This is a genomic window from Paenibacillus bovis, assembly GCF_001421015.2.
Taxonomy (GTDB): Bacteria; Bacillota; Bacilli; order Paenibacillales; family Paenibacillaceae; genus Saccharibacillus; species Saccharibacillus bovis.
Window position 1 is genome coordinate 4,499,398 of sequence record NZ_CP013023.1, and the last position, 22,842, is coordinate 4,522,239.

Sequence of the window (22,842 nt, forward strand, 5' to 3'; positions counted from 1 at the left end):
CTATTATACGTTTACTGTACGTCAGGTTCCAGTAGTATCCCAAATTAATTTAACAGGTATTGCTCTCGTTCCACTGTAGATCTGCCAGTGCCAGCAGCGCACCGCCAACCATGTTTTTTTCTTTTTTGGTTACTGCGCGTTCCAGCTCATCATTCAGCAGCAACCTGGCCTGCTGCACCTGCTCCCGGTTTACAAAAATATCTGCCGGATTGGCAAACTGGGCCAATGCGGTAATGACCACCTGCCGCTGTACGCCATTCCCATTGAGCCAGCGGATAACATCTTCGGCTGCGGGATTGGAGATGGCAAACAGCTGATCCCAGCCATCATAGGGATAACTCACCCGTTTGCGCTCACTCATCCATTCAATAACGCGCCGGCTGCGAAATGGCTTCAGCCAGCAGTTGGCAGTATATCCATTCAGCCGTTTATCCTGTTCAGCCTGCTCCAGTCTGGTCCAGACCCTGTTTAATCCTTCGTCTTCCGGCAAACAGGATGCTGTCAGATTCGCCAGTACAGCAGAATTGATACGATCTTCCTCCGGCAGCTCCCATAGGCTTCTCACCCAATCAGCAGCATACTGCCCGCTAATGGTTCCTGCATATTCCATCAGACTGTTACGTATATCCTTGTCCTTTTCCTGCTTGATTCGCTGCATCCAGCTCTGAAATACCTGTTCCGGATCATGCGCTTCAAAAGCAGCTTGCAGCTGCTGATCCGCTTTGCCATTCACTTCCACGTAACGAATTAGCAGCTGCAGGTCGTTTCTTGCTTCTTCCAGTGTTAGATGCAGAAAATCATTTATCCAATTCGTCCACCGTTTGGCATTGGCACTGTTGACGTCAATACCGAGATGACCGATAAACGGTTCGTACTGCCAAGATTCTGCCCCTATACCGTACAAAACAGTTACCTTGTCCAGAAAATCAGTTAATGAGCTGGCCAGCAGCTGAATTTCATTCGTCTCATGATACCAGTGAACAACAGCCGGGTACTTCGGATGGCTCTCCAGATCAAGCATCAACATATCTCCGTTACCGGCAATATGGAAAGCTAGAAACCGCTTTTCCTCGTATAAGGATTCTTCTCGGAAATCCGGAAAATCCAGCACGTCCAAAGACCAGCCCAGATCGCCAGCAGCACCAAATGGTACCCGTACATCTTCCATAATCGACCAGACTACAAAACCTTCTGCACCGCATCCCAGCAGTTCTTTGAGCTCTCCCGGCAGTGTTATTCCCAGACGCTGCTCTAGTTTGCCAATCTGCTCTGCTGTTGCAGGCGGTTTTATAACCATCGCAGTATCAGCACCTTTGGCCTGCAGCGATTCAACCATATTTCTCCATTTCTTATGCCAGCCTTTCCATCGTTCATATAATGTCATCCTGTTCATCCTCTCCTTGCTCCAATATCCCTATTCTTCTATATTCGCTCGTTAAGACAGCCGGATTCCTTTCAATTAACAGGAACTACCCAGCTGCCCGATGGTATGAAATAAAAAGTAATGGCTGTATCAGCCATATGGTTGGCTGATTGTTCAATCAGGCCATACTCTCTATTATAATACGTTCCCGCAGTAAAGTGATTACGATTTCGTACTGTTCTTACTACCGTATTGTTACATTCATCAACTTTACATGTATCCAGTCCTGTTTTGCAGCCTCTATTATGCTGCTATCAACGGAGCATGTATAGTTACAAGTTACGCATAATTCATAAAACCAAAAAGCCGCAGCATGAATCGCTGCGGCCTCACTTTGTATCATTTCAGTTACTGCCCTTTTGTGAATTAGCGTGTATAAAAGGCTTCCAACTGGCGAACCACTTCATTCAGATCATGATCAATAATCGTCTGATGCTGCGGCATAGAGAACAATGCCTGAATCGGCGCCGGGAATTCCTGTTCGATTTCACACAGGACAATAGATTCGTCAAACTTGGCCGGATGGGCTGTTGCCAGCGTAATGCATACTTCCTCCGGTCCGCTGCATTGTTCATAAGCAGCAATACCGCAAGCTGTATGAGGGTCGAGCAAATAGTCATACTCATTTTTGTATTTGATAATGGACTGCAGACAATCCTGATTCGAAGCTCCATAGGCTGCAAAGTCACGTTGTACATGCTCCAGATCTTCCTGACTCAGCACAATTTTACCTTCTGTTTGAAGCTTGTTCATATAATCGGACACTTTAGCCGCATCTTCTTTGAGGAAATAATACAGATAACGTTCAAAGTTGCTCGCCACCTGAATATCCATGGATGGACTATGTGTACTACGGAATTCACCTGGCTGGTATTCTCCTGTTCTCACAAAGCGCTCCAGAATATTATTCTCGTTGGTAGCAATAATCAGCTTGTTAATCGGCAGTCCCATCTGACGGGCCAGAAAACCGGAGAAAATATTGCCAAAGTTGCCGGAAGGCACGCTGATATTAACCTTGCGTTCGCCGCTTTCGTCCTGCGCCCGGAAATAGGCATAAAAGTAATACACCGTCTGCGCCAGAATGCGCACGAAATTAATAGAATTGATCGCCCGTAGATGATACTTCTTTTTGAATGTCAGATCGGCGAACAGATCCTTGATCATTTTCTGGCAATCATCAAAGTTTCCTTTGACCGACAGATTCAGTACGTTACTGTCATCTACCGTCGTCATCTGCAGCTCCTGCACCTTGCTGACCTTGCCATGCGGATGCAGAATACAGATTTTGATACCTTCCTTGCCGCGTACGCCCTGGATGGCAGCTGCTCCCGTATCGCCGGAAGTTGCGCCCAGAATATGAATGATATCTCCATTTTTGCGGGACATATAGGAATACAGTTCTCCCATGAATTGCAGAGCCACATCTTTAAAAGCAAAGGTCGGTCCATGGAACAGCTCCATAATATAGAGCGAATCGCTGATCTTCTTCACCGGTGTCACTTCCGGATGACGGAAGTTGCCGTAGCTGCGTTCTGCCAGTTCGCGCAGATCCGCTGCCGGAATCTCATCATTCACATATCGCGCAAATATCTGCAAAAATAGATCTACATAGCTCAGCGTACTCCACTCGCGAAGTTCCTCCGGTGAGATCACCGGTATCTGTTCGGGTATCATCAGACCACCATCATCAGCCAATCCCATTAATACCGTATCGATAAATCCTTTTGGCTCAACCTGTCCCCTGGTACTGATATATTTCATACATATCCCCCAATTGATTAATATTCAAGCCTGGATTCTGCAGAATGCATACTTCTACAGACCTGCGCTGTTCGTCGTTAAACACGTTACTTCCTATCATACCCTGTCACAGAGCTGCATCCAAGCATTAATTTACTAAAGTTATGCCGGTTTGCCCTTTTTTATTTGTTCAACATATTATCATAAATCACATCTTTTGTGATCTCTGAAATTTCTAGTATTCATTTCAGCCTATTTTTCACCATTTGTTTCAGCATCTCTAAGTTATTTAGCAAATTTGTGTTTCACCCTTCTCTCACTCTTCACTAACAAATCCTCACAGCCGATATAAGGTAGGTAAATTCCGATTAAACATAGAGAGGATAACAGCAGTGAAGAAACATAAAACGTGGAGTTATCTAGGATGTATGATTCTGGTTACCGCCCTTCTCCTGAGTGCATGCTCCGGACAAAAGACAGCGGATACATCTGCCAGCAAGCAAAGACTAAAAGTGGGAATCGTTCTGTCGGATATTGGCCTGGGCGATCAGTCATTCAGTGACGGTGCATTCAAGGGACTGATCAAAGCACGTGACGAAGGCGACATTCTGTTTGACTACAAGGAAATTGCCGATACCGGTACGTATGATGAAGGCTTCGAACAGCTCGTTAAAGAAGGCAATGATATCATTATCGGCCTGGGCTATTCTGTCAAAGACAGCCTGGAAGCCACTGCCAAAAAACATCCGGACCGTCAATTTCTGCTGATTGATGAAAAATCGGAATTGGCCAATGTTGCATCTATTACATTCAAAGAAGAAGAAGGCAGCTTTCTCGCCGGTGCTCTTGCCGCGATGGCCAGCAAATCAGGCCACCTGGGCTTTATCGGCGGTGTCGAATCTTCTCTACTTCATAAATTCCAAATTGGCTACGAACAGGGCGCACGCGCCATTAATCCAAATACCAGCTTCTCGGTCAATTACACCGGTGATTTTGGTAAAGCCGAATTGGGTGCAAAGGCAGCCAAAGAGATGATCACTCGTGACAATGCAGATGTTATTTATACTGTAGCGGGACTCACCGGCGTCGGCGGACTGCAGGAAGCGCAAAAAGAAGGCAAATACTCGATCGGTGTCGATAGCGACCAGTTTTTCCTCGCCGAAAAATCCGTTATTGCATCCATGGTCAAAAATATTGATGTAGCCATCTATAATGCGCTGCAGACCTATATGAAAAGCAATGCTTCCTTCCCGGAAAAGGATATGGTGTTCGGATTACAGGATGGCGGCGTGGGTCTGACCCAGATTCATCTGCTTGAACTGACCAAGGAACAACAGGCCAAGCTGGAGGAGCTGCAGCAAAAACTGATCTCGGGCGAAATCAAAATCAATATTCCAAGCTCATAATCCCGGATCGACTTGCGCATCATGATTATTATTGACTGAACCACGCGTTTGATAATCAGACGCTGTAAATGGAGGCTAACATGAAACTACAAGGCAAATTGGTGCTGAATGCAATGATATCGCTGGTCGCCTCACTGGTGCTGGTAGGTTATATCATTTTCCAGCTGCTGAGCATTAATTCCCAAAATAATAATCTGGTTCCCGCCATGCTGGATGTTCAGCAGCTGGATGGAGACCTCGTCCAAACCGGACAGGCATTGAGCAATTTTTCTTTTTCCATGTCTGCGAGTAATAAGGCACTGGTAACCGGCCAGCTGCAAAAAATCCAGACTACGCTCGATACACTGTCCAATGGCATGCTGCAGGATGCCGAAGAACAAAAGCTGCTCGCAGCAGCCAAAACCAAATTCAAAAAGTTAAACGAAGAATCGGCTACTGCCATGAATAATATGGACAGCGCAGAAGCCAAACGTCAAAGTATCCGTGTCGAAGGTATTCAAAATGACGTCTACATGCTGGATCAGCTTACCAAAGCCGGATACAGCGAATACACCAAAGATCTGACCAACAGTATTGATCTGACCTGGCAAATTGCTCTGGCAGGCGCGATTCTGCTGCTGATTGCTGTAGGCTGGTTTAATACCCATACTGCGCGTCAGCTCGCCAAACGTGCTCATACCCTGAATCATGCTGCACAGCGGATCGCTGATGGAGACCTCACTGTAGAACTTGCTCCTACCAAGGGCAAGGACGAGCTGGATGAACTGAATGTGTCGTTCCGCCAAATGATTGGCAATCTGCGCAGTATTGTTGGCTCGATCGGACATGCCGGTAATCGTGTCGATGATATGGCACAGGATATTGATCGCAGCAATGATCGTATGCAGGAAATGGTAAACCAGGTCGCTATCTCGGTAGAGGAGCTGGCCATCGGCAGTCAAAAAGTAGCCGAAGACCTCAGTGTAACAGTCTCTGTTGTCGACGAGATGCAGCACAAATTCCAGGCCAATCTGGAAACGACTGCAGAATCGGCTATTTACAGCGAAGGTGCTATTCAATCGATAGAACACGGAAGCAGCCAGATGAAAGAACAGCTGCAGCTCGTCTCCAGCAACCGTGCTGCCATGGCTGAAGTGGCCCAGACCGTACGTGCGCTGGAAACCAATGCAGCCGAGATCGCCAGCATGACTATGCTTGTATCCGAGATCGCTTCGCAAACCAACCTGCTGTCACTGAATGCCTCGATTGAAGCAGCCCGTGCCGGTGAAGCCGGTCAGGGATTTGCCGTAGTAGCCGGCGAAGTGAAAAAGCTGGCCGATCAATCGGTAACTGCAGCCAGCCAGATTTTCAAAGCGGTGGATTCCATCACATCCGCAGTTAGTCAGGTACAGGCTTCGGTCTCCCAGAGTCTCACCTTATTCCAGCAGCAAGAGCAGGCGACGGCGTCGACCGACGCTTCCTTTGCCGAGATTAGCGACCAGGTGAAGCAGATTGCCAGCCAGGTGAACAAACTCGCTCAGGATATGCAATCTTCGCATGAACTGAGCAATCAGGTGCAACAGGCGATTGAAAATATCAGCGCCATCACCGAACAATCCGCTGCCGGCAGCCAGGAGATTACCGCTTCAACCGTAGAACAGCAAAATGCGTTCCGCCAATCCGGCGAAAAAGTCAAAATGCTGCGTCAGATTCGCCAGGAAATGCAGCATGAGCTGGATCGCTTCCACATGGATGCCTCTACAGTATCTGCCGCTTCAAATAGTGAAAAAGCCAATCATGCTTCTGCAGTTGTCTCCACTTCACCTGCATTGCAGGACTGATCCCCTATTATCCGTATCTTGAGAAAAAAAGCCGCTCCGGCATATACCGGGCGGCTTTTTTGATATTCTTTATCATTCAGCAAAGGGTTTATACTCAACCAATAATTTATAACAGAAATTCATAACAGATAATACTTACTTTGTATGAGCTTCATCCGCAGCCCCGCCCAATAGAAACAGATCTGGTCATATCAGGGGAGCAAAATCATGCTCAACCTCCAATATGAGACATTTCAACCCGTGGTCCATCCTGCTTATGAACTGCCGAGTTGCTTCCACGCTCTACTGAATACTGGTCATGCCGGTTACTCCAGATACCGGATACAGCACGGGCAACCTCTTCGTCTGATTGACCGGAGCGCAGCAGCGCGCGCAGATCATGTCCTTTAGTCGCAAACAGACATGTATACAGCTTGCCTTCCGCAGATAGGCGAGCCCTTGTACATGTGGAGCAAAAGGCTTCTGTTACCGAAGAGATAAATCCGACTTCTCCTTTGCCATCGACGAACCGATAGCGTGTAGCCACTTCGCCTTCATAATTCGGAGCAATCGGCTCCAAGGGCCAGTGTGCACCGATTTTGTCCAGCAATTCCTGCTTGCTGACCACATGCTGGCGATTCCAGCCATTGGTATTGCCTACATCCATATATTCAACCATCCGCAGAATATGACCGCGTTCACGGAAATAGTCTACCATGGGTACGACTGCTTCTTCGTTAAATCCTTTTTGTACCACCATATTGACCTTGACCTGCAGTCCTGCCGCTGCTGCAGCATCAATCCCATTCAGTACAGGCTGTACCCGGCTGCGTCCGCCATTCATTTTCAGGAACAGATCATCTTCCAGACTATCCAGACTGACGGTTATCCGGTGCAGACCCGCTTCGCGCAAAGCAGCAGCCTTGCGGGCGAGCAGACTGCCATTGGTCGTCAGGGAAAGATCCTCGATATCCAGTGCAGACAGACGCCGGATAATATGGACCAAATCTTTGCGAAGCAGAGGTTCCCCTCCGGTGATACGCAGCTTTCGGGTCCCCATCCCTACAAAAATAGCTGCGATGCGGCCGATCTCCTGCTCACTCAGCATATGTTCATCAGGCAAAAAGGCATAATCTTTGCCGAATATTTCTTCCGGCATACAATACCGGCAGCGGAAATTGCAGCGATCTGTGACAGAGATCCGTAAGTCTCTTAATATACGGTTATGCTGGTCATAGGCTGTCATCGTATCTCCTCCAATCATCGCTTGCTTAACCTGCTTGCTCCAATCCTCCTCCCGCTGCTTAATACAGCGCAGAAAGATAAAGTTGTTCCTTTTAGAATAGCATAGAATTTTGCGCTTTGTCCGCATATTCCCGGATTCTTTGTGGGTGTGTATAGATATTGCAGCTATCGTCCCGCACAAAACCAACTGTAGTAATCCCCAGATGATCAGCCAGGTCCAGAGCCAGCGCAGTAGGCGCAGATTTGGACAAAATGACTTCACAGCCGATTTTGGATACCTTGGTCAGAATCTCCGAAGAAATCCGGCCGCTGAACACCATAATTTTCCCCTGCATATTAATCTGATGTCGAAGACACCAGCCATAGATTTTATCCAGTGCATTATGGCGTCCGATATCACTGCGACCCAGCAAAATATGATCCGGTTCGCAAAGCGCTGCCGTATGCACACCGCCTGTCCGCTGAAATAGCTCCGCAGACTGCTGGACGTTATCCATCAGTTGAAAACATTGTTCGAAAGATACACGTACATGGATATCTTCCATTTTTTTCGCTGTACGGGCATCATTAAAAAAAACAAATCCCTGCCGGCTTGTGCCACAGCAGGAAGTAATATAACGCTTGGTAAACAGCTGGCGATGCTGTGGATTCCAGCGATCGGTACGCACATGCACATAACCCTGCTGCTCCTGTACCCATAATTCCTGAATATCGCTGTACCGCTGAATTACTCCTTCGGAAGCCAGAAAACCTATCGTCATGTCTTCAATATATTCCGGCGTACAGACAAGAGTTACAAATTCTTCGCCGTTGACTTTGATAGTCACCGGTTGTTCAGATACAACAGTATCCGGCTCTTCGGTAAACTGCCCCCGTTTATAGCGGACAATACTGCGCTGCTGCTGTACGTTATAGTCCATAATCTCATCCCTGTTCGCTGTTTTTTGAGGAGGTCTGACAGAGCCATCCTGCACCGCCTACTGTAATATCGGTAAACCAAACCGATGATTTCGAACCTTACCACCGATGATTATATGCAGGAAACAGCAAAAAAAGCTGACGCTCAGGGGAGGGCGTCAGCTTTTTATATCAACTGTTCAACCGGTATTTGGCAGATACCGGTTGAACAAGGGATTGTTGGCCGATCTGAAAGGGGGTACTTCCGGTCAGCTTCTTACTTTTGTGGAACAGTCAGTTGATATCCAGCAGGCAGCAGGTTGTTGGCAGCAACCAGTTCGTCTACAGTGATACCGTATTGAGCAGCGATTTCAGTCAGGCTGGCACCTTGTGGAACAACAACAGTGATTGGAGATTTAGTATCTTTGTTTTCTGTAGCTGGTGCAGTTGTTGCTGGTTGTTCAGGAGTAGTGCTTTCTTCGTTTTGGCTACCGAACAATTTGTTGAATTGTGCTTCCTGTGCTGCTACGAATGCAGCATTGTTAGCGCGGTTCTCTTCTCTGTCTTTACGTTTATCGTGGCTGGATTGGCTATCTGTTGCGGCAAAAGCGTGGCTGCCTCCGATTGGTGCGACAACGGCAACGGCTCCCAGACTGGCTGCTAAAGCGGTGGACAACATTACTTTTTGAAATTTACTGTTCATTTTGAATTGCTCCTCTTTTTAATTTAATAAAATATAATAATCTTCTTTAATAAAGTGATAAACATTTATTTCGTAACCTTATAAATTAAATATACCACCAATTAAAGAAGATTGCAACCCTATTTAAATATAATTTTATTATATTGGACAAAATTATTTATTATACTATATTGGTAACCAACCTATCTATATTTTAAACATCCATATCAATAATTACAACTATAGTTAGTAATTGATCAATAACTATAGTTGTGATTTATACTTTTTGTAACCTGGCGCTTACGGGTTAATCTGTAGAACCTGATTCTGACTTTTATTTTGCAAATATTGAATCGTATGCTCGATACCTGTTTGATAAGGAGTGGCCTGTATGGGTCCAATATAACGTTCATATTTGGCTCCACTAAGTATTAGAGGCTGACGGGTCAGATAGAGCATCTCTACCACTTCTTTGAGTACAGGCTGGAAAGTACCGATAAGTGACAATGTAACTCTACCCATTGCGATTACCGGTCTGGATATTCCGGCGGCTTGCTGCGCCATACGAATAAACTCCCTGCCATTAATGGCTCCGGCGCTTGGGATATGCCAGTTCTGGCCATAGGCCCGCTCCCTGCACGCCAGCTCGACAATCATAACAGCCGCATCCGGCAAATATACATACTCGCGAGGTACCTTCCGGTTCCCGATAAAAAAGGCAATCTGACCAGCAGCGATACTTTGGAGTGTAGATCCCAGATAGGAAGCATCATTGGCTGTAGGACCATAATAATCCGGTAGCCGTACAATCATTGCCTTCATAACAGACCAGCGGGAATCAAAAACCAATTGTTCAAACTGCAGCTTGGTTTTTCCTTTTCTAGTAATAGGCTGTTTGGGATAATTCTCCTCCACTGGCTGCCGATCACGGCTCGGACTGTACGGGTAGATACCGTCGACAGCGACCACCCGGATACCGAGGCGTTCAGCTGCCGACAATACGGATAGGCCCATAGGCAGCAGTCTGCTCTCCATCTCATGATAAGGAACCGAAGCGCAATGGAAGATGACTTCTGCTCCCTCTGCTGCCTGGTACACATCTTCTGTCCGGAATACATCGCCTGTATACAAATGCAGGTGAACCGGATGGTGCAGCTCTGCCGACAGCTGCTCCAGCTTGCTTTGAGATCGGCCAAACGCTATAACTGTTGTTCCTCGTTTGAGCAGCTCCATCACAATCGCTTTGCCTGTACCTCCTGTAGCACCCAGAACGACAGCCTGATGAATTGGAGCAGCCGGATACAATGCCGCAGTTCCGCTTTGTTGTTCGTTGGACAAGTTCTGATCTGACGAGACGAAGGATACCGGATTCATTTCTTTCTGATTTGAATACATAATAATCTCTCCCTTCTTTTTGTTAGTGATTGATCAATTACTGTTGGTTAGAATAATATTTATATAATGATGAAGATAGACGGTTTTATCTGTTCAGCTGCAGTGTACAGCTATTTGGAATAAAACCATCCGGATTATTTCTAATCTTCCGTCTTCATCAATTCCGGCAGATTCAGTGACATCGAGATATTGCAGAGCATTCCTCGTGCCAGAAACAGCAGCGTGCGCTCCAGGGGACGCTCTATTCCTGCCTTTTCAAAAGCCTGATAAACCATCTCGTGAATTTCGTGAAAACGTCGCTGCATTACTTCGACGATTGCTGGTTCCTGAATCGTCTGTGCCTGCATTTGCAAAATAATCTCGTTGCGATGGGCATTCATAATATCCGCGTAGACTGTGATTAACTGCTGTTCCAGTTCATTACCAGGCGCCGAAGCAACAATCTTCTGAAAAGCTTCGATAATACGAATCCAGGAAGCTTCCAGCGCTTCAACCAGCAGTTTCTCCTTGGTCGAGAAAAAACGGAATACATACGGCTGGGAAATCTCGGCCCGTTCGGCGACCTGTGCAGTGGTAGCGCGATAATAGCCCTGCTCTGCAAACACCTCGATCGCTGCGGCTATAATGTCGTTTTTGCGATTCACGGATGTAGCACTGCTCTTTTTCATATAATCCTCCATCAATAGCCTATTCATTGTGAAGCAGCTAATTCATTGTTTTTAATTAGTGATTGATCAATTACTAAAAATATAAATGATCTTTTCTGTATATGCAAGTGTTAATTCAGCTTTTGTTTTATTTTTCTTTTTATACATCTGCATCAGCAGTGTCACCAGGTGTACGGATTTGCAAAAAATGCTACAATACGTAAGGTATGTTATTGGAAATACAACATCAGCAGATACGATGATCACTGATATGTATATGATGGAAAGCGAGGAATTTAATTCTATGATTATCAAACCAAGAACCCGAGGATTTATTTGTACGACTGCTCATCCGGACGGCTGTGCCCGTCAGGTTCAGGAACAGATTGAATATGTACAATCCCAACCAAAAATTCAGGGACCACGCAATGTGCTGGTTATCGGTGCTTCCACCGGATATGGACTGTCTGCACGCGTTGTCGCTGCTTTTGGTGCAGGAGCAAATACGATTGGCGTCTATCGTGATGGTGGCTCTGTCAAAGGTCGTACAGCTTCAGCAGGCTGGTATAACTCTGCCGCTTTTGAAAAAGCTGCACAGGAAGCAGGCCTGAAGTCTCTGAGTGTTATTGGCGATGCTTTTACGAATGAATTAAAAGCCAGCACCATCGAAGCTATTCGTCAGGAATTCGGCAAAGTCGATATGGTTATCTACAGTGTAGCTGCTCCACGTCGTACAGACCCAAATACCGGTGAGACGTATACGTCCACACTGAAGCCTATCGGCGAGACCTATACAAACAAAACGGTTAATTTCCATACCGGAGAAGTGACCGATATCAGTATCGAGCCTGCTTCCGAGGAAGAAATCGAAGCAACGGTACGTGTTATGGGCGGCGATGACTGGCAGTCCTGGATGGATCAGCTGAGTGCTGCAGACGTTCTGACTGACGATGTGGTTACGGTAGCCTTTTCCTATATCGGTTCGGATATTACCCAGGCGATCTATCGTCAGGGCTCTATCGGCCGTGCCAAGGATCATCTGGAAGCGACTGCACGCCATATGAACGAGCAGCTCGGTGCAAATGGCGGACGTGCCTATGTCGCTGTGTGCAAAGCACTGGTAACCCAGTCCAGCTCTGCGATTCCGGTTGTTCCGCTGTATATGTCCGCCCTTTACAAAGTAATGAAAGAAAAAGAACTACATGAAGGCTGTATTGAGCAAATGTACCGGATGTATGCAGATCGTCTGTATACCGAAGGCGCAACACCTGTGGATGAGAAGCAGCGTCTGCGTCTGGATGACTGGGAGATGCGCGAAGATGTACAGGCTGAGGTTACCCGGATCTGGAACGAGATCAGCACGGAAAATGTGTATGAGCTGACGGATCTGAAAGGCTATCGCAGCGAATTCTTCCAGCTATTCGGCTTTGAGACTGACGGGGTCGATTACGATGCAGATGTAGAACCGGATGTGAAAGTGCCTAACGCACGCTAATTGTCCTTTGGGCTATCAAGCGTGTAATTCAGCAATAATTCAGTTTATAAAAAAAGCACGTTCCCTGTTGCAGGAGAACGTGCTTTTTGCTTTATGGCGAGATATCGGCCTGATTCGCTGCTGTCGTATGCTACGACTGCCAGCTATGCCTTGGCCCTGCTGCGGTATAAGACCTATATTATACAAGGCCAAGTAGCAGATACTGATTGTATAACCACGTAGAGTGTAGGCTGTATAATCGGGAATTATACTTTGAAACGGTGTACAAGAACTTGCAGTTCTTCGGCCAGATCGGTCAGGGAAGCGGCAGAATACATAATCTCTTCACTCGATGCCAGCTGCTCTTCGGTAGCTGCAGCAATTTCCTGCGTACTGCCGGAGATATCACGCGTGCCCTGGTTCACTTGATTCATCGCATGGGAAGATTCGGTAAAGTCATGATTCATCTGGACGGTATGCTGGGCAATCTCGCTGGTTTTGCCAGAGATATCCTCAACCGCCTGCAAAATGCGGGTAAACTGCTCGACTGTCGAACGGGTTACTTCACTACCTGCTGCTACGTCTGCTTTGACTGTCTGAATCGCACCCAGCGTGGATTGGGTCTCTGTCTGGATACGTGTAACCAGATCCTTGATCTGCTGGGTAGCAGCAGCTGACTGTTCAGCCAGCTTGCGCACTTCATCAGCAACTACAGCAAATCCTTTGCCGTGTTCACCGGCACGGGCAGCCTCGATAGCCGCATTCAATGCCAGCAAATTGGTCTGTGCAGACACTTCATTGATCAATGTGGTCATCGCATCAATCTGACTCGCATGAGCAGCCAGTACCGTTACGCTCTGATCGGCCTGATCGACAGACTGATGAATAGAGTTCATCTGGTCACCAACCTGACGAATAGAATGGGAACCCTCTTCTGCCTGCTGGCGCATCGTATTGGAGAAATCCGCCATATCAGTCGCATTGACAGAAATCGTCGACAATTTATCGAGCGAATTCTGCAAAGTCTCGCTGGTACGATCCAGCTCGCGTGTCTGACGTCCTGCCTGATCGGCAATGACCTGCATCGATTCGGCAACCTGTTGGGAAGTTGCTTTGGACTGTCCTGCACTGGCGGAGAATTCCTCTGCCGACGCAGCGACCATTTCGGAAGAAGCACCGATCTGGCTGACAATATCCCGCAGGGAAGCGACAAACTTGTTGAAGCTTGCGGCCAGCATGCCAAACTCGTCTTTTTGCTTGATATCAATCTGCTGCGTGAGGTCTGCTTCGCCTTCAGCAATATCTGTCATTTGTTTGTTCAGCAGATTCAGCGGCTTCAGGATCGAACGCAGCAAAATAATACCGAGTATAATGCCCACTACAGAAGCTGCAATCGTTACAATAAGCAGAATCAGATTGCTAAGCTTGGCTTTTTGATCATTGCTGGCTTTTAATTGAACCACATCATCAGCAAGTGTATTCACCAGTTCATCTACTGCCGGTGTAAGCACTTCCTTACGCAGTGTGCGCTCTTCTCCAAAATGCAGTGAAGTTGCCGCCTGCTCATCCTGTGCACGAAGGGCAACCATTTTCTCGTTCATGGCGATAGCTTGAGTCAAAATGTCGTTCAATTTCTGTGCGGAAGAGAGATAGTCCTGACCATAGGGTGACTGCTGGATCGTTGTCAGCGTCTGCTGAATACCCTGGATTTTCGTTTTCATTCCATCTACATAATCCGGCTTGCCTGTCAACAAATAACCGCGTTCATCATTGGAGAGTCCTGACAAAAGGAATTCCAAATGTTTGGTATGCTCCTGCAGCTCCATTTTCCCCTGCAGCGTGCTACTCTGTTCAATCGACTGTGCAATAGTGGTAACCGACAGTGTGCCACTGCCCAGAATAGAAATAATCAGTATAGATAAAATCAGTATAAGCCTTGTTTTAACCTTCATTTTGCGTTCCCCCGAATTGTTGTTCTGTAACTAACTTTATTATCGGGTTTTTTGCAATATAATTTAGACAAATATTTTGGTGTAATACGACTAATTAACCATTTTCAACCATATTATTCATTATGCTTGTATGTAGACCAATGAACTATGTATTAGGAACAAGGAACTATTAGCTAATATACTTAATTATATTAATCCTTTAAATTATTTGCACGTTGTTATATGCAGTATAAGAGCCATATGTATAAATATAAATATTCACAATCATTTGTATCGAATTTCAATAATTCGTAACTTTATAAGCAGATTTTTATTATTTTATACGCTATATTTAAATTATTAAAATTCTTATTATTTCATGCCGGAGGATTTGCTTTATCTCTTTGGATGAGATAATGAACAGGAGGAACTGCAACAATGTTCAAAAATGCAATGTCTCTGCTGCGGATCGTCGGTAATGTGGAAGCGTTATCTTATCTGCTGTTGGTACTGGTCGCCATGCCGCTTAAATATTGGGCTGATCAGCCGCTGATGGTTACGTATGTAGGCATGATTCATGGTGTGCTGTTTGTCAGCTATGCCGCTGTTATCGCTCTGACGCTGGTCATCCGCAAATTGACTTTCAAGCAGGCGGTGCTCGCCATGATCGCTTCCATGCTGCCTTTTGGTCCTTTTGTTTTCGATCGCTACCTCAAGCGTCAGGAGCCAACCCTCGTGCCGGAAGCGCGTGTCCAAAAAGGATAATCAAGGGACAGGTACATATTTATTCACTCCACGGCTATGGATACATAGCCGTTTTGGCATGTTCTGTGTACAATAAGGAAACGAGAACTATACATAATAGAATCACCAGGAGGCCAGGATGCACACTCATATCAAAACGCAGTCTCAGCCTGCTGAAGAACCTTTGTCCATGATCGCCCGCCTGCTCTCTCCGGTTCGGCAGTCACGGGCTTTTACTTATTTATGGATCGGACAGCTGATTGCCATGCTGGGCAGTTCTGTGACTATGATCATTTTGCCGATTGTAGTCTACAATCTGACCGGATCATCCACAATTATGGGATTGGCGATGACCATTTACATTTTACCGAATGTACTGGTGCTTCCCATATCTGGATGGATTGTAGATCATACGGACAGGGTACGTCTTATTCTGTTTACCAATACGGTACGATTTGCAGTGATGCTGACAGGAGCCATCCTCATTTTTACCGATCAGCTGACGCTGCCCCGTTTGTACGTTGGACTAACTTTGTATGGGCTGATGGATGGCATTTTCAATCCGGCTTATGCAGCGCTTCGTGCAGAGATATTCACGCCGGACATTCGTAACGCTGCCAATGCGCTGACACAGATGAGCATACAGGGAGTGCGGCTGCTTGGTCCTTCCCTGGGAGGATTGCTGGTTACATTCACTTCTCCGGGAAGCGGATTTGCTCTGGATTCGCTCACGTATCTGATTTCATTGTTCTGCTTTATGATGCTGGGCCGTCATTTTGTATCCAGCCGGCGTTCTGCCGCAGCGAAGCAGCAGCCTGCTGCCGGGGAAGAAAGTGGCATCAAGTATACCAAGCCAGACTCTGCCCGGGCTGCGATCTGGCTTGATCTGCTGGAAGGTATCTGGATTCTAAAAAAGATCCCCTGGCTATGGATTACTATCGTTATTTTCTCCCTGCTGAATATCTGTTATCAGGGAATTATTGCTGTTATGGTTCCCTGGTTATTCAAAGTTCATTACCAGCTGACACCGCTGCTTTACGGACTGGCTATGGCAGCTACCGGGGTCGGAGCTATTATCGGTGCATTGATTTTTGGTTCAAGGGTGCACTGGCGTCGGCGTGGATGGATCGGCTATGGCGGTGCACTGCTGAGCGGAATCGCATTATTCCTGTTATCCGTGATTACGTGGACGCCAGGTCTGATTATGGTTATGATGCTGGAAGGATTCGGGCTGATGATGTTTGCACTTGTCTGGGAGACAAGTCTGCAGGAGCTGGTACCGACCGAGAGCTTTGGACGGGTAGTCAGTCTGGATATGCTGGGTTCTTTTGCCCTGCTGCCTGTCGGTTATCTGATGGTCGGGTGGCTGGCAGATCAGGTTGGAGGCCTCTTTACGATCGGGCTGTTTGCAGCCTCCGGCATGGTGCTTGTTATCATTGGGCTATGTATACCGGCGATTCGGCGATTTGATTAACAGGGATACTGCCGTATGTACTACTCGGAATAAACGGCATAAAAAAAGAAGCATCATCCCGTAGAATCTGCTTCTTGTGTTTGATTTTTTGCATCCGTTCCTGCTTGCTCGGTGTAATCCGTGTATGCTGTGAGATTGCTGCATATTCCTGATTGGATCTGCGTTCCAGGGTTGGTGCTATACTGCCGCTTCGCAGTGCTTTGCGAATAGCCTTTTGTGTTTGTGTACGTGCCATTTTGATTCACTCCCAGAATAATAATTAAAGAACACTTTTATTTTACCACTTTTATCCCTAAAAACCCAGCATTTGATTATCACATTTTAGTCAATAACGAATAATATGTAATTTATACTTACATATTATTCGTTATTTTTTGTTTTTATATTCAAATTACAATAAAAACATTGTGCAATCTGTTAAATAAGCTTGATACAACTATTCTGCTGCTGCACGCTATGTTATAAAAAGCTACATGGAATAATGTGAAGCCAAGGAGGTTGTTTATGTCCTTTTTCAAATCCCTGTTTTTTCAGATTATTGTAGCTGTTGTGATTGGTATTGGTGCAGGCATATTGTGGCCCGACTTCGGTGCTATGCTGCAGCCGCTCGGTACTGGTTTTATCAAACTGATCAAAATGCTGATTGCTCCACTTATTTTCTTTGTAGTCGTAGCAGGAATCGCCAAAGCCGGTGATCTCAAAGCGGTAGGCCGAATCGGTCTGAAAGCGATTATCTGGTTCGAAATTGCTACTACTGTTGCTCTGGTACTCGGCCTCGCAGCTGCCAAATGGTTGCGTCCGGGAGCTGGCATGAATATTGATGTTAGTACGCTTGACCCGAACGCAGTAGCGGCCAAAACGGGTGGAGCGGAGCTGCCTCATACTGTTGATTTTATTCTGAATATGATTCCGACCAGTGCAGTCGATGCTTTTGCACAGAATGCGCTTTTGCAGGTGCTGCTGCTTGCTTGCCTGTTTGGGACGGCGCTTGCCGCCAGTGATCATGCTTTGAAGCATAATGTACTGACACTGGTTGATCAGATCATGGAGCTTATTTTCCGGGTAGTCGGTTATATTATGAAGCTGGCACCGATTGGAGCATTTGGCGCTATCGCCTATACAGTAGGTGCATATGGTACATCTACACTTGCTTCTTATGGAATGTTGATTATCGCTTGCTATGTATCGGCACTTTTGTTTTTGCTTTCTCTTGGGCTGGCAGCATGGTGGATTACCGGGATGAATATGATACAGTTTATCCGTTATACACGTTCGGAGATTATGCTGGCGATTGGTACAGCCTCGTCCGAGGTAGTTATGCCGCGAATGATGGACAAGCTGACACGGGCAGGATGCAACCGAGCAGTCGTAGGACTCGTTGTACCTACAGGCTATTCTTTTAATCTGGATGGAGCTTCGATTTATCTGTCGCTGGCAACGGTATTCCTGGCTCAAGCTGTAGGGATTGATCTGACTCTTACCCAGGAGATTACCATTCTGGCCGTTCTGATGCTAAGTTCCAAAGGAATGGCTGGCGTGCCGGGATCTGCTTTTCTCGCTTTGTCTGCTACGGCAGCGGCACTGAATGCATTCCCAGTAGCCGTAGTGGCATTGCTGCTTGGGGCTGATCGATTTATGGATACGATGCGCGTATTTACGAATCTGATGGGTAACTGTGTGGCAGCCTTTGTGGTCGCTCGCTGGGAAGGTATGCTGGATACCGAACGTATGAAAACTGTGTTGTCCGGGCAGATTTCGGATACAGACTTGATCGATCCTGCTCAACCAACTGCTTCCTCCAATCCTCTGTCTCCTGCAGATGAGATTGCCGCTGCTTATGCCAGAACACCTTTGCCTGAACCACGCCCCGGTTCGATTTAAGCAGCTCATGGCTGCTCGATCTTAATGAATATGCTATCAAAAAGAGCTGCTGCCCGATCGGACAGCAGCTCTTGCTTATTTATTCAAAAAAGGAATTCAGCAATTAAGCATTCAGTGTAATTGTTTTGCCTTCGGCCTGGGACTGGAATGCAGCCAGAATAACATTCAGTGAACGACGGCCTTCTTCACCGGAGATAATCGGTGCTGTGCCTGTCTGAATACAGCTGATGAATTCGTCCATTACGCCGCTCGCTACCTGTTTCTCGTTGGTAGCAATCTCGCCGATCTGGTAACGTTCGATTGTACCGTTACGCAGTTCCACGATAACCTGATCCACCGGATCGGTACCGATCTTCATCACGCCATTCTCGCACCAGAGTACTGTACCGTTATCTTCGCCACGATAGGATGTCCAGCTCGCTACGAGAGAACCAATAGCTCCGCTGGCCATGCGCAGCAGACAGATGGCATTATCATCCACATCCGTATCTGTTTTATCAAGAGTTCCAATAAATGCGCTTACGTTAACAACTTCATCATCCAGCAGCCAGCGGATCATATCCGACTTATGTACGCCCAGATCGCCCATTGCGCCCATTACAGCTTCGCCTTTACGGAAGAACCAGCTGTTCTTGCCATCAATACTCCATCCTTCGGGACCAGCATGACCAAACGCTGTACGGAAAGTAAGAACGCGGCCCAGGTGACCCTGCTTCAGGATTTCCTTGGCTTTGAGATGCGGAGGCATGAGACGCTGATTATGGGCAACCATCAGAAATACATTATTCTGCTCCGCTGCCGCGATCATCTCCAGTGCTTCTTCGTCTGATACAGCCATAGGTTTCTCGACGAGTACATGTGCACCTGCTTTGGATGCGGCAATCGCTACTTCGGCATGCAGTGCATTCGGCGTGCATACGCTTACAGCATCGAACCCACCAGCCGCCAACAATTCTTTATAATCGGTATAGGCTTTGGCATTATACAAATCTGCATAGCCCTGTGCTCTCTCCAGTACCGGATCAGCAAAAGCAACCAGCTCTACATTCGGGTTTGCTGCGTATTCTGGAATATGACGACGTTCCGAGATGCTTCCGCATCCGACTACTGCTACTCTGACTTTATCCATGAATCCTATTCCTCCTAGAATTGAAGTAAAGTGCTCAACAGTTATCTTATCGAATTCCTGGCTATTAATCCAGCACCTGGGGAATAATTACCCAAATTTAGATAAACCGGACGATAATTTGCGATAAAAATATATCAACAAGCAAAGATTCTAGGCACCCTGAATATAACAAAAGAGCAACCCTTTCCGGTCAGTATCGGCAAGGATTGCTCTTTATCTTTCCTGTATCATTCACTTTATCCTGTTAAAAAAGCAGCAGATGGTGCAGCAGTGGCGCAGCATCTATATTCGTCCATATAACGCCTGCATGGGTCTTTGACTTAAATATCTTCTCCACTGATCCGGTTCATAAACTGCTGTGCACGGGCACTCTGCGGATGATTAATCACCTGATCTGGCGGTCCCTGTTCGATGATATGACCACCATCCATCAGAATAACATGATCTGCTACATCCGCAGCAAACTTCATCTCGTGGGTAACAATGACCATTGTGCGTCCTTCCAGAGCCAGCTGCTTGATTACACGCAGCACTTCACCCACCAGTTCGGGGTCCAGTGCCGAGGTAGGTTCATCGAACAACAGCACATCCGGCTCCATCGCCATCGCGCGGGCGATCCCCACACGCTGCTGCTGACCACCAGACAGCTGATGAGGATAATAATGCCCGCGATCTCCGAGTCCTACTTTTTCCAGCAGGCCCTGTGCTGTTTTGAATGCCTGTGCTTTGTCTTTTTTCTGCACGACAACAGGGCCTTCCATAATGTTATCCATCACATTTTTGTGCGGGAACAGATTATAGGATTGAAATACCATCCCGGTACGCTTACGTAGCTCAGTGACTTCACGACTGGCAATTTTGCGTCCCGGTTGAAAATTCAGTTCACGGTCACTCAGCTTCATCGTGCCTTGATCCGGCATTTCCAGCAGATTAATACAGCGAAGCAGAGTCGTCTTCCCCGAACCGGAAGGTCCAATAATCGCGAGTACTTTTCCTTTTTCCAGATTCACATCAATTCCCTTGAGCACTTCCAGGGAACCGAACGCTTTGTGCAAATTGCGAATCTCCAGCATCATCGTTGAATCACTCCTTTGCCTCAAAATAAAAGGATATCTTGTTTATTCATTATGATTGGAATCGAATGTAATCAGCTGGAAAGTGAACGACCCAGCCGTTTCTCCAGATAGCTCTGCAGTACAAACAGTACCGAGGTGAAAATTAGATAAATGACAGCCGCTTCCGCATACAGAATCAATGCCTCATACGTACGCGCTACGACCTGCTGTGATTTGTAGAACAATTCGATGTACGTAATACTAGAAGCCAGCGAAGTATCCTTGACCAGCCCGATAAAAGAGTTCGCCAGCGGCGGTACCGATACACGGGCTGCCTGTGGCAAAATAACCCGGCGCAGTGCCTGACCGCGCGTCATACCGATCGAATAAGCGGCTTCCCATTGTCCTTTGGGTACCGACTGGATAGCAGATCGTACAATCTCCGAACCATAAGCCCCTACACTCAACGAGAAACCGATCAAGGCTGCAACAAACGCAGGCAGTATGATACCGATCGTCGGCAGACCGTAAAAGATAATAAAGAGTTGCACCAGCAATGGCGTTCCCCGAATAATCCATACATATACACGGGCAATAAATTTCAAAATACGCACGCCGGAGATTTGCGCCAGCGCTGTCAGCACAGCCAATACCAATCCGATAGCAAAAGAACTAATCGCCAGCGGAAGTGTGTACTTTAGTGCGGCTTCAAATAAAGGCCAGAAGGAGTCGAGTACAATTTGGATCTGGCGGTCATTCATCGCTATTCCTCCTCAGGGTAAAGTATAATTTCGGATATTCCTATCGGTTTACAGGAGTTCTCATAAAAACACAATATCTTGACGTCCCTTGGGAGCGTCAAGATATTGTGCTGCAACAGGTGAAACGGCAATCTACCGTTTACTGTTCATTATCCAATTATTTGGATACATCTTCACCAAAGTACTTTTTGGAGATTTCCAGATAAGTACCGTCTGCTTTCATATCTTTCAGCGCTTTGTTTACAGCGTCTACCAGATCCTGACTGCTCTTATTGAAAATCGCTGCACTCTGGGAAGCATCATCCTGCTCGGCTACCACTTTGATTGGGGAATCCGGCTGTTGTTTTTTCATATCCAGGTAGGACAGGTTGTCATTAACCGTTGCATCTGCGCGTCCGGAAGCCAGCAATTGTACAGCCTGCGGGAATCCATCCGCTGCTACCAGCTCTGCACCATTTTCTTCGGCAATTTTACCAAAGTTACTGGTCAGGGACTGAGCAGATTTTTTGCCTTTCAGATCGGCAAAGGTTTTGATATCCGTATTATCGTCACGCACAATCAGTACGCCTTTGGAAGTGATGTACGGATCAGAGAACAGATATTTCTCCTGACGTTCCGGAGTCACGCCCACTTCATTAAATACAGTATCAAAACGGTTGGCATCCAGACCGGCAATCATACCGTCCCATTTGGCTTCAACGAATTCAGGTTCTACGCCCAGACGTTTGCTTACTTCTGTAGCAATATCCACGTCAAATCCGGTCAGCTTGCCGCTCTCGTCGTGGAAAGTAAACGGAGCATACGTACCTTCCGTACCAATGCGCAGCTTGCCGCTGGCTTTTACCGATTCCAGTGTCGGTGCACCGGAGGAAGAAGGTGTGCTTTCGGTAGTGGACGCCGATTGATCGGTACCGCTGCCGGTTGTTGCTGTATTGGAGCTGTTACCGCATGCGGCAATCACCAGCATGGTCAGAATCAGCATCAGAGTCAAAGAACCCCATTTTTTCATTTGTAATACTCCCCTCGATTATAAATATGATGAATATCTATACATTCGACCCCGTCACGAGTCTTTGGTCGCTGTTTGTTGAAACGTCTGCAATTCATACATTAGTATTTCCTCACTTGGTCTCAAAAAATAACGAACTGCAAATTGTAT

General features: G+C 46.8%; 19 protein-coding genes. 6 read left to right on the forward strand and 13 right to left on the reverse strand.

Annotation, left to right across the window (positions count from 1 at the left end):
- Positions 1-49: 49 nt before the first annotated feature.
- Together AR543_RS19245 and thrC are read right to left on the reverse strand one after the other, a co-directional pair.
- Positions 50-1,384, reverse strand: coding sequence for an SMI1/KNR4 family protein (locus AR543_RS19245; RefSeq protein ID WP_060536014.1), 1,335 nt, complete (start codon positions 1,382-1,384; stop codon positions 50-52).
- Positions 1,385-1,789: 405 nt separating this feature from the next.
- Positions 1,790-3,184: a threonine synthase gene (gene thrC, locus AR543_RS19250; protein WP_060536015.1), complete on the reverse strand. Its 1,395-nt coding sequence runs from the start codon at positions 3,182-3,184 to the stop codon at positions 1,790-1,792.
- 407 nt (positions 3,185-3,591) lie between these two features.
- On the opposite strand from thrC, the gene AR543_RS19255 reads away from it, so the two are divergent.
- The gene (locus AR543_RS19255; RefSeq protein WP_060536016.1) at positions 3,592-4,569 is read left to right on the forward strand and encodes a BMP family lipoprotein; all 978 of its coding nucleotides are present in this window, start codon (positions 3,592-3,594) and stop codon (positions 4,567-4,569) included.
- 80 nt (positions 4,570-4,649) lie between these two features.
- Positions 4,650-6,389: a methyl-accepting chemotaxis protein gene (locus tag AR543_RS19260; RefSeq protein WP_060536017.1), complete on the forward strand. Its 1,740-nt coding sequence runs from the start codon at positions 4,650-4,652 to the stop codon at positions 6,387-6,389.
- A gap of 211 nt (positions 6,390-6,600) precedes the next feature.
- Here the strand turns inward: AR543_RS19260 and moaA are convergent, their stop codons facing one another.
- From moaA to AR543_RS19285, 5 genes are all read right to left on the reverse strand, one after another.
- Complete coding sequence (gene moaA / locus AR543_RS19265) at positions 6,601-7,614, reverse strand: GTP 3',8-cyclase MoaA (RefSeq protein ID WP_060536848.1); 1,014 nt, start codon at positions 7,612-7,614, stop codon at positions 6,601-6,603.
- A 91-nt stretch (positions 7,615-7,705) separates the two neighbouring features.
- A complete protein-coding gene (gene fdhD, locus AR543_RS19270) occupies positions 7,706-8,533 on the reverse strand; it encodes a formate dehydrogenase accessory sulfurtransferase FdhD (protein ID WP_060536018.1) in 828 nt (275 codons plus the stop codon).
- Between the two features lie 254 nt (positions 8,534-8,787).
- Positions 8,788-9,213, reverse strand: a complete 426-nt coding sequence (locus tag AR543_RS19275; RefSeq protein ID WP_060536019.1) for a LysM peptidoglycan-binding domain-containing protein — start codon at positions 9,211-9,213, stop codon at positions 8,788-8,790.
- A 279-nt stretch (positions 9,214-9,492) separates the two neighbouring features.
- Positions 9,493-10,479, reverse strand: a complete 987-nt coding sequence (locus AR543_RS19280) for an SDR family NAD(P)-dependent oxidoreductase (RefSeq protein WP_060536849.1) — start codon at positions 10,477-10,479, stop codon at positions 9,493-9,495.
- A gap of 248 nt (positions 10,480-10,727) precedes the next feature.
- Positions 10,728-11,255 carry a TetR/AcrR family transcriptional regulator gene (locus tag AR543_RS19285; protein WP_060536020.1) on the reverse strand — a complete coding sequence of 176 codons (528 nt, stop codon included), beginning with the start codon at positions 11,253-11,255 and terminating at the stop codon, positions 10,728-10,730.
- Between the two features lie 283 nt (positions 11,256-11,538).
- Between AR543_RS19285 and fabV the strand changes: the two genes are divergently transcribed.
- Positions 11,539-12,729 (forward strand): enoyl-ACP reductase FabV, encoded by a 1,191-nt coding sequence (gene fabV, locus AR543_RS19290; RefSeq protein WP_060536850.1) that lies wholly within the window; start codon positions 11,539-11,541, stop codon positions 12,727-12,729.
- Between the two features lie 245 nt (positions 12,730-12,974).
- On the opposite strand, the gene AR543_RS19295 is transcribed toward fabV, so the two are convergent.
- Positions 12,975-14,660, reverse strand: a complete 1,686-nt coding sequence (locus AR543_RS19295; RefSeq protein WP_060536021.1) for a methyl-accepting chemotaxis protein — start codon at positions 14,658-14,660, stop codon at positions 12,975-12,977.
- A 417-nt stretch (positions 14,661-15,077) separates the two neighbouring features.
- Here AR543_RS19295 and AR543_RS19300 point away from each other — a divergent pair, with 417 nt between their 5' ends.
- Positions 15,078-15,404, forward strand: a complete 327-nt coding sequence (locus AR543_RS19300; protein ID WP_060536022.1) for a DUF3817 domain-containing protein — start codon at positions 15,078-15,080, stop codon at positions 15,402-15,404.
- A 118-nt stretch (positions 15,405-15,522) separates the two neighbouring features.
- Entirely contained in the window at positions 15,523-16,857 is a 1,335-nt protein-coding gene (locus tag AR543_RS19305) for an MFS transporter (protein WP_060536023.1), read from the forward strand.
- Here AR543_RS19305 and AR543_RS19310 read toward each other — a convergent pair.
- Complete coding sequence (locus tag AR543_RS19310) at positions 16,817-17,092, reverse strand: hypothetical protein (protein WP_060536024.1); 276 nt, start codon at positions 17,090-17,092, stop codon at positions 16,817-16,819. The two genes, AR543_RS19305 and AR543_RS19310, sit on opposite strands and share 41 nt — an antisense overlap.
- 269 nt (positions 17,093-17,361) lie before the next feature.
- Between AR543_RS19310 and dctA the strand changes: the two genes are divergently transcribed.
- Entirely contained in the window at positions 17,362-18,738 is a 1,377-nt protein-coding gene (gene dctA, locus AR543_RS19315) for a C4-dicarboxylate transporter DctA (protein WP_060536025.1), read from the forward strand.
- A gap of 103 nt (positions 18,739-18,841) precedes the next feature.
- Here dctA and AR543_RS19320 read toward each other — a convergent pair whose 3' ends face one another.
- From AR543_RS19320 to AR543_RS19335, 4 genes are all read right to left on the reverse strand, one after another.
- A complete protein-coding gene (locus AR543_RS19320; RefSeq protein ID WP_060536026.1) occupies positions 18,842-19,867 on the reverse strand; it encodes a Gfo/Idh/MocA family protein in 1,026 nt (341 codons plus the stop codon).
- Positions 19,868-20,187: 320 nt separating this feature from the next.
- A complete protein-coding gene (locus AR543_RS19325) occupies positions 20,188-20,940 on the reverse strand; it encodes an amino acid ABC transporter ATP-binding protein (RefSeq protein WP_060536851.1) in 753 nt (250 codons plus the stop codon).
- 74 nt (positions 20,941-21,014) lie between these two features.
- Complete coding sequence (locus AR543_RS19330) at positions 21,015-21,683, reverse strand: amino acid ABC transporter permease (RefSeq protein WP_060536027.1); 669 nt, start codon at positions 21,681-21,683, stop codon at positions 21,015-21,017.
- Positions 21,684-21,840: 157 nt separating this feature from the next.
- Positions 21,841-22,692, reverse strand: coding sequence for an amino acid ABC transporter substrate-binding protein (locus AR543_RS19335; protein ID WP_060536028.1), 852 nt, complete (start codon positions 22,690-22,692; stop codon positions 21,841-21,843).
- Positions 22,693-22,842: the final 150 nt, after the last annotated feature.

Bases quoted from the DNA above. Each gene is read 5' to 3' on its own strand.
- AR543_RS19245 (WP_060536014.1), bottom strand. From the start codon at position 1,384: ATGACATTATATGAACGATGGAAAGGCTGGCATAAGAAATGGAGAAAT.
- thrC (WP_060536015.1), bottom strand. From the start codon at position 3,184: ATGAAATATATCAGTACCAGGGGACAGGTTGAGCCAAAAGGATTTATC.
- AR543_RS19255 (WP_060536016.1), top strand. From the start codon at position 3,592: ATGATTCTGGTTACCGCCCTTCTCCTGAGTGCATGCTCCGGACAAAAG.
- AR543_RS19260 (WP_060536017.1), top strand. From the start codon at position 4,650: ATGAAACTACAAGGCAAATTGGTGCTGAATGCAATGATATCGCTGGTC.
- moaA (WP_060536848.1), bottom strand. From the start codon at position 7,614: ATGACAGCCTATGACCAGCATAACCGTATATTAAGAGACTTACGGATC.
- fdhD (WP_060536018.1), bottom strand. From the start codon at position 8,533: ATGGACTATAACGTACAGCAGCAGCGCAGTATTGTCCGCTATAAACGG.
- AR543_RS19275 (WP_060536019.1), bottom strand. From the start codon at position 9,213: ATGAACAGTAAATTTCAAAAAGTAATGTTGTCCACCGCTTTAGCAGCC.
- AR543_RS19285 (WP_060536020.1), bottom strand. From the start codon at position 11,255: ATGAAAAAGAGCAGTGCTACATCCGTGAATCGCAAAAACGACATTATA.
- fabV (WP_060536850.1), top strand. From the start codon at position 11,539: ATGATTATCAAACCAAGAACCCGAGGATTTATTTGTACGACTGCTCAT.
- AR543_RS19295 (WP_060536021.1), bottom strand. From the start codon at position 14,660: ATGAAGGTTAAAACAAGGCTTATACTGATTTTATCTATACTGATTATT.
- AR543_RS19300 (WP_060536022.1), top strand. From the start codon at position 15,078: ATGTTCAAAAATGCAATGTCTCTGCTGCGGATCGTCGGTAATGTGGAA.
- AR543_RS19305 (WP_060536023.1), top strand. From the start codon at position 15,523: ATGCACACTCATATCAAAACGCAGTCTCAGCCTGCTGAAGAACCTTTG.
- AR543_RS19310 (WP_060536024.1), bottom strand. From the start codon at position 17,092: ATGGCACGTACACAAACACAAAAGGCTATTCGCAAAGCACTGCGAAGC.
- dctA (WP_060536025.1), top strand. From the start codon at position 17,362: ATGTCCTTTTTCAAATCCCTGTTTTTTCAGATTATTGTAGCTGTTGTG.
- AR543_RS19320 (WP_060536026.1), bottom strand. From the start codon at position 19,867: ATGGATAAAGTCAGAGTAGCAGTAGTCGGATGCGGAAGCATCTCGGAA.
- AR543_RS19325 (WP_060536851.1), bottom strand. From the start codon at position 20,940: ATGCTGGAGATTCGCAATTTGCACAAAGCGTTCGGTTCCCTGGAAGTG.
- AR543_RS19330 (WP_060536027.1), bottom strand. From the start codon at position 21,683: ATGAATGACCGCCAGATCCAAATTGTACTCGACTCCTTCTGGCCTTTA.
- AR543_RS19335 (WP_060536028.1), bottom strand. From the start codon at position 22,692: ATGAAAAAATGGGGTTCTTTGACTCTGATGCTGATTCTGACCATGCTG.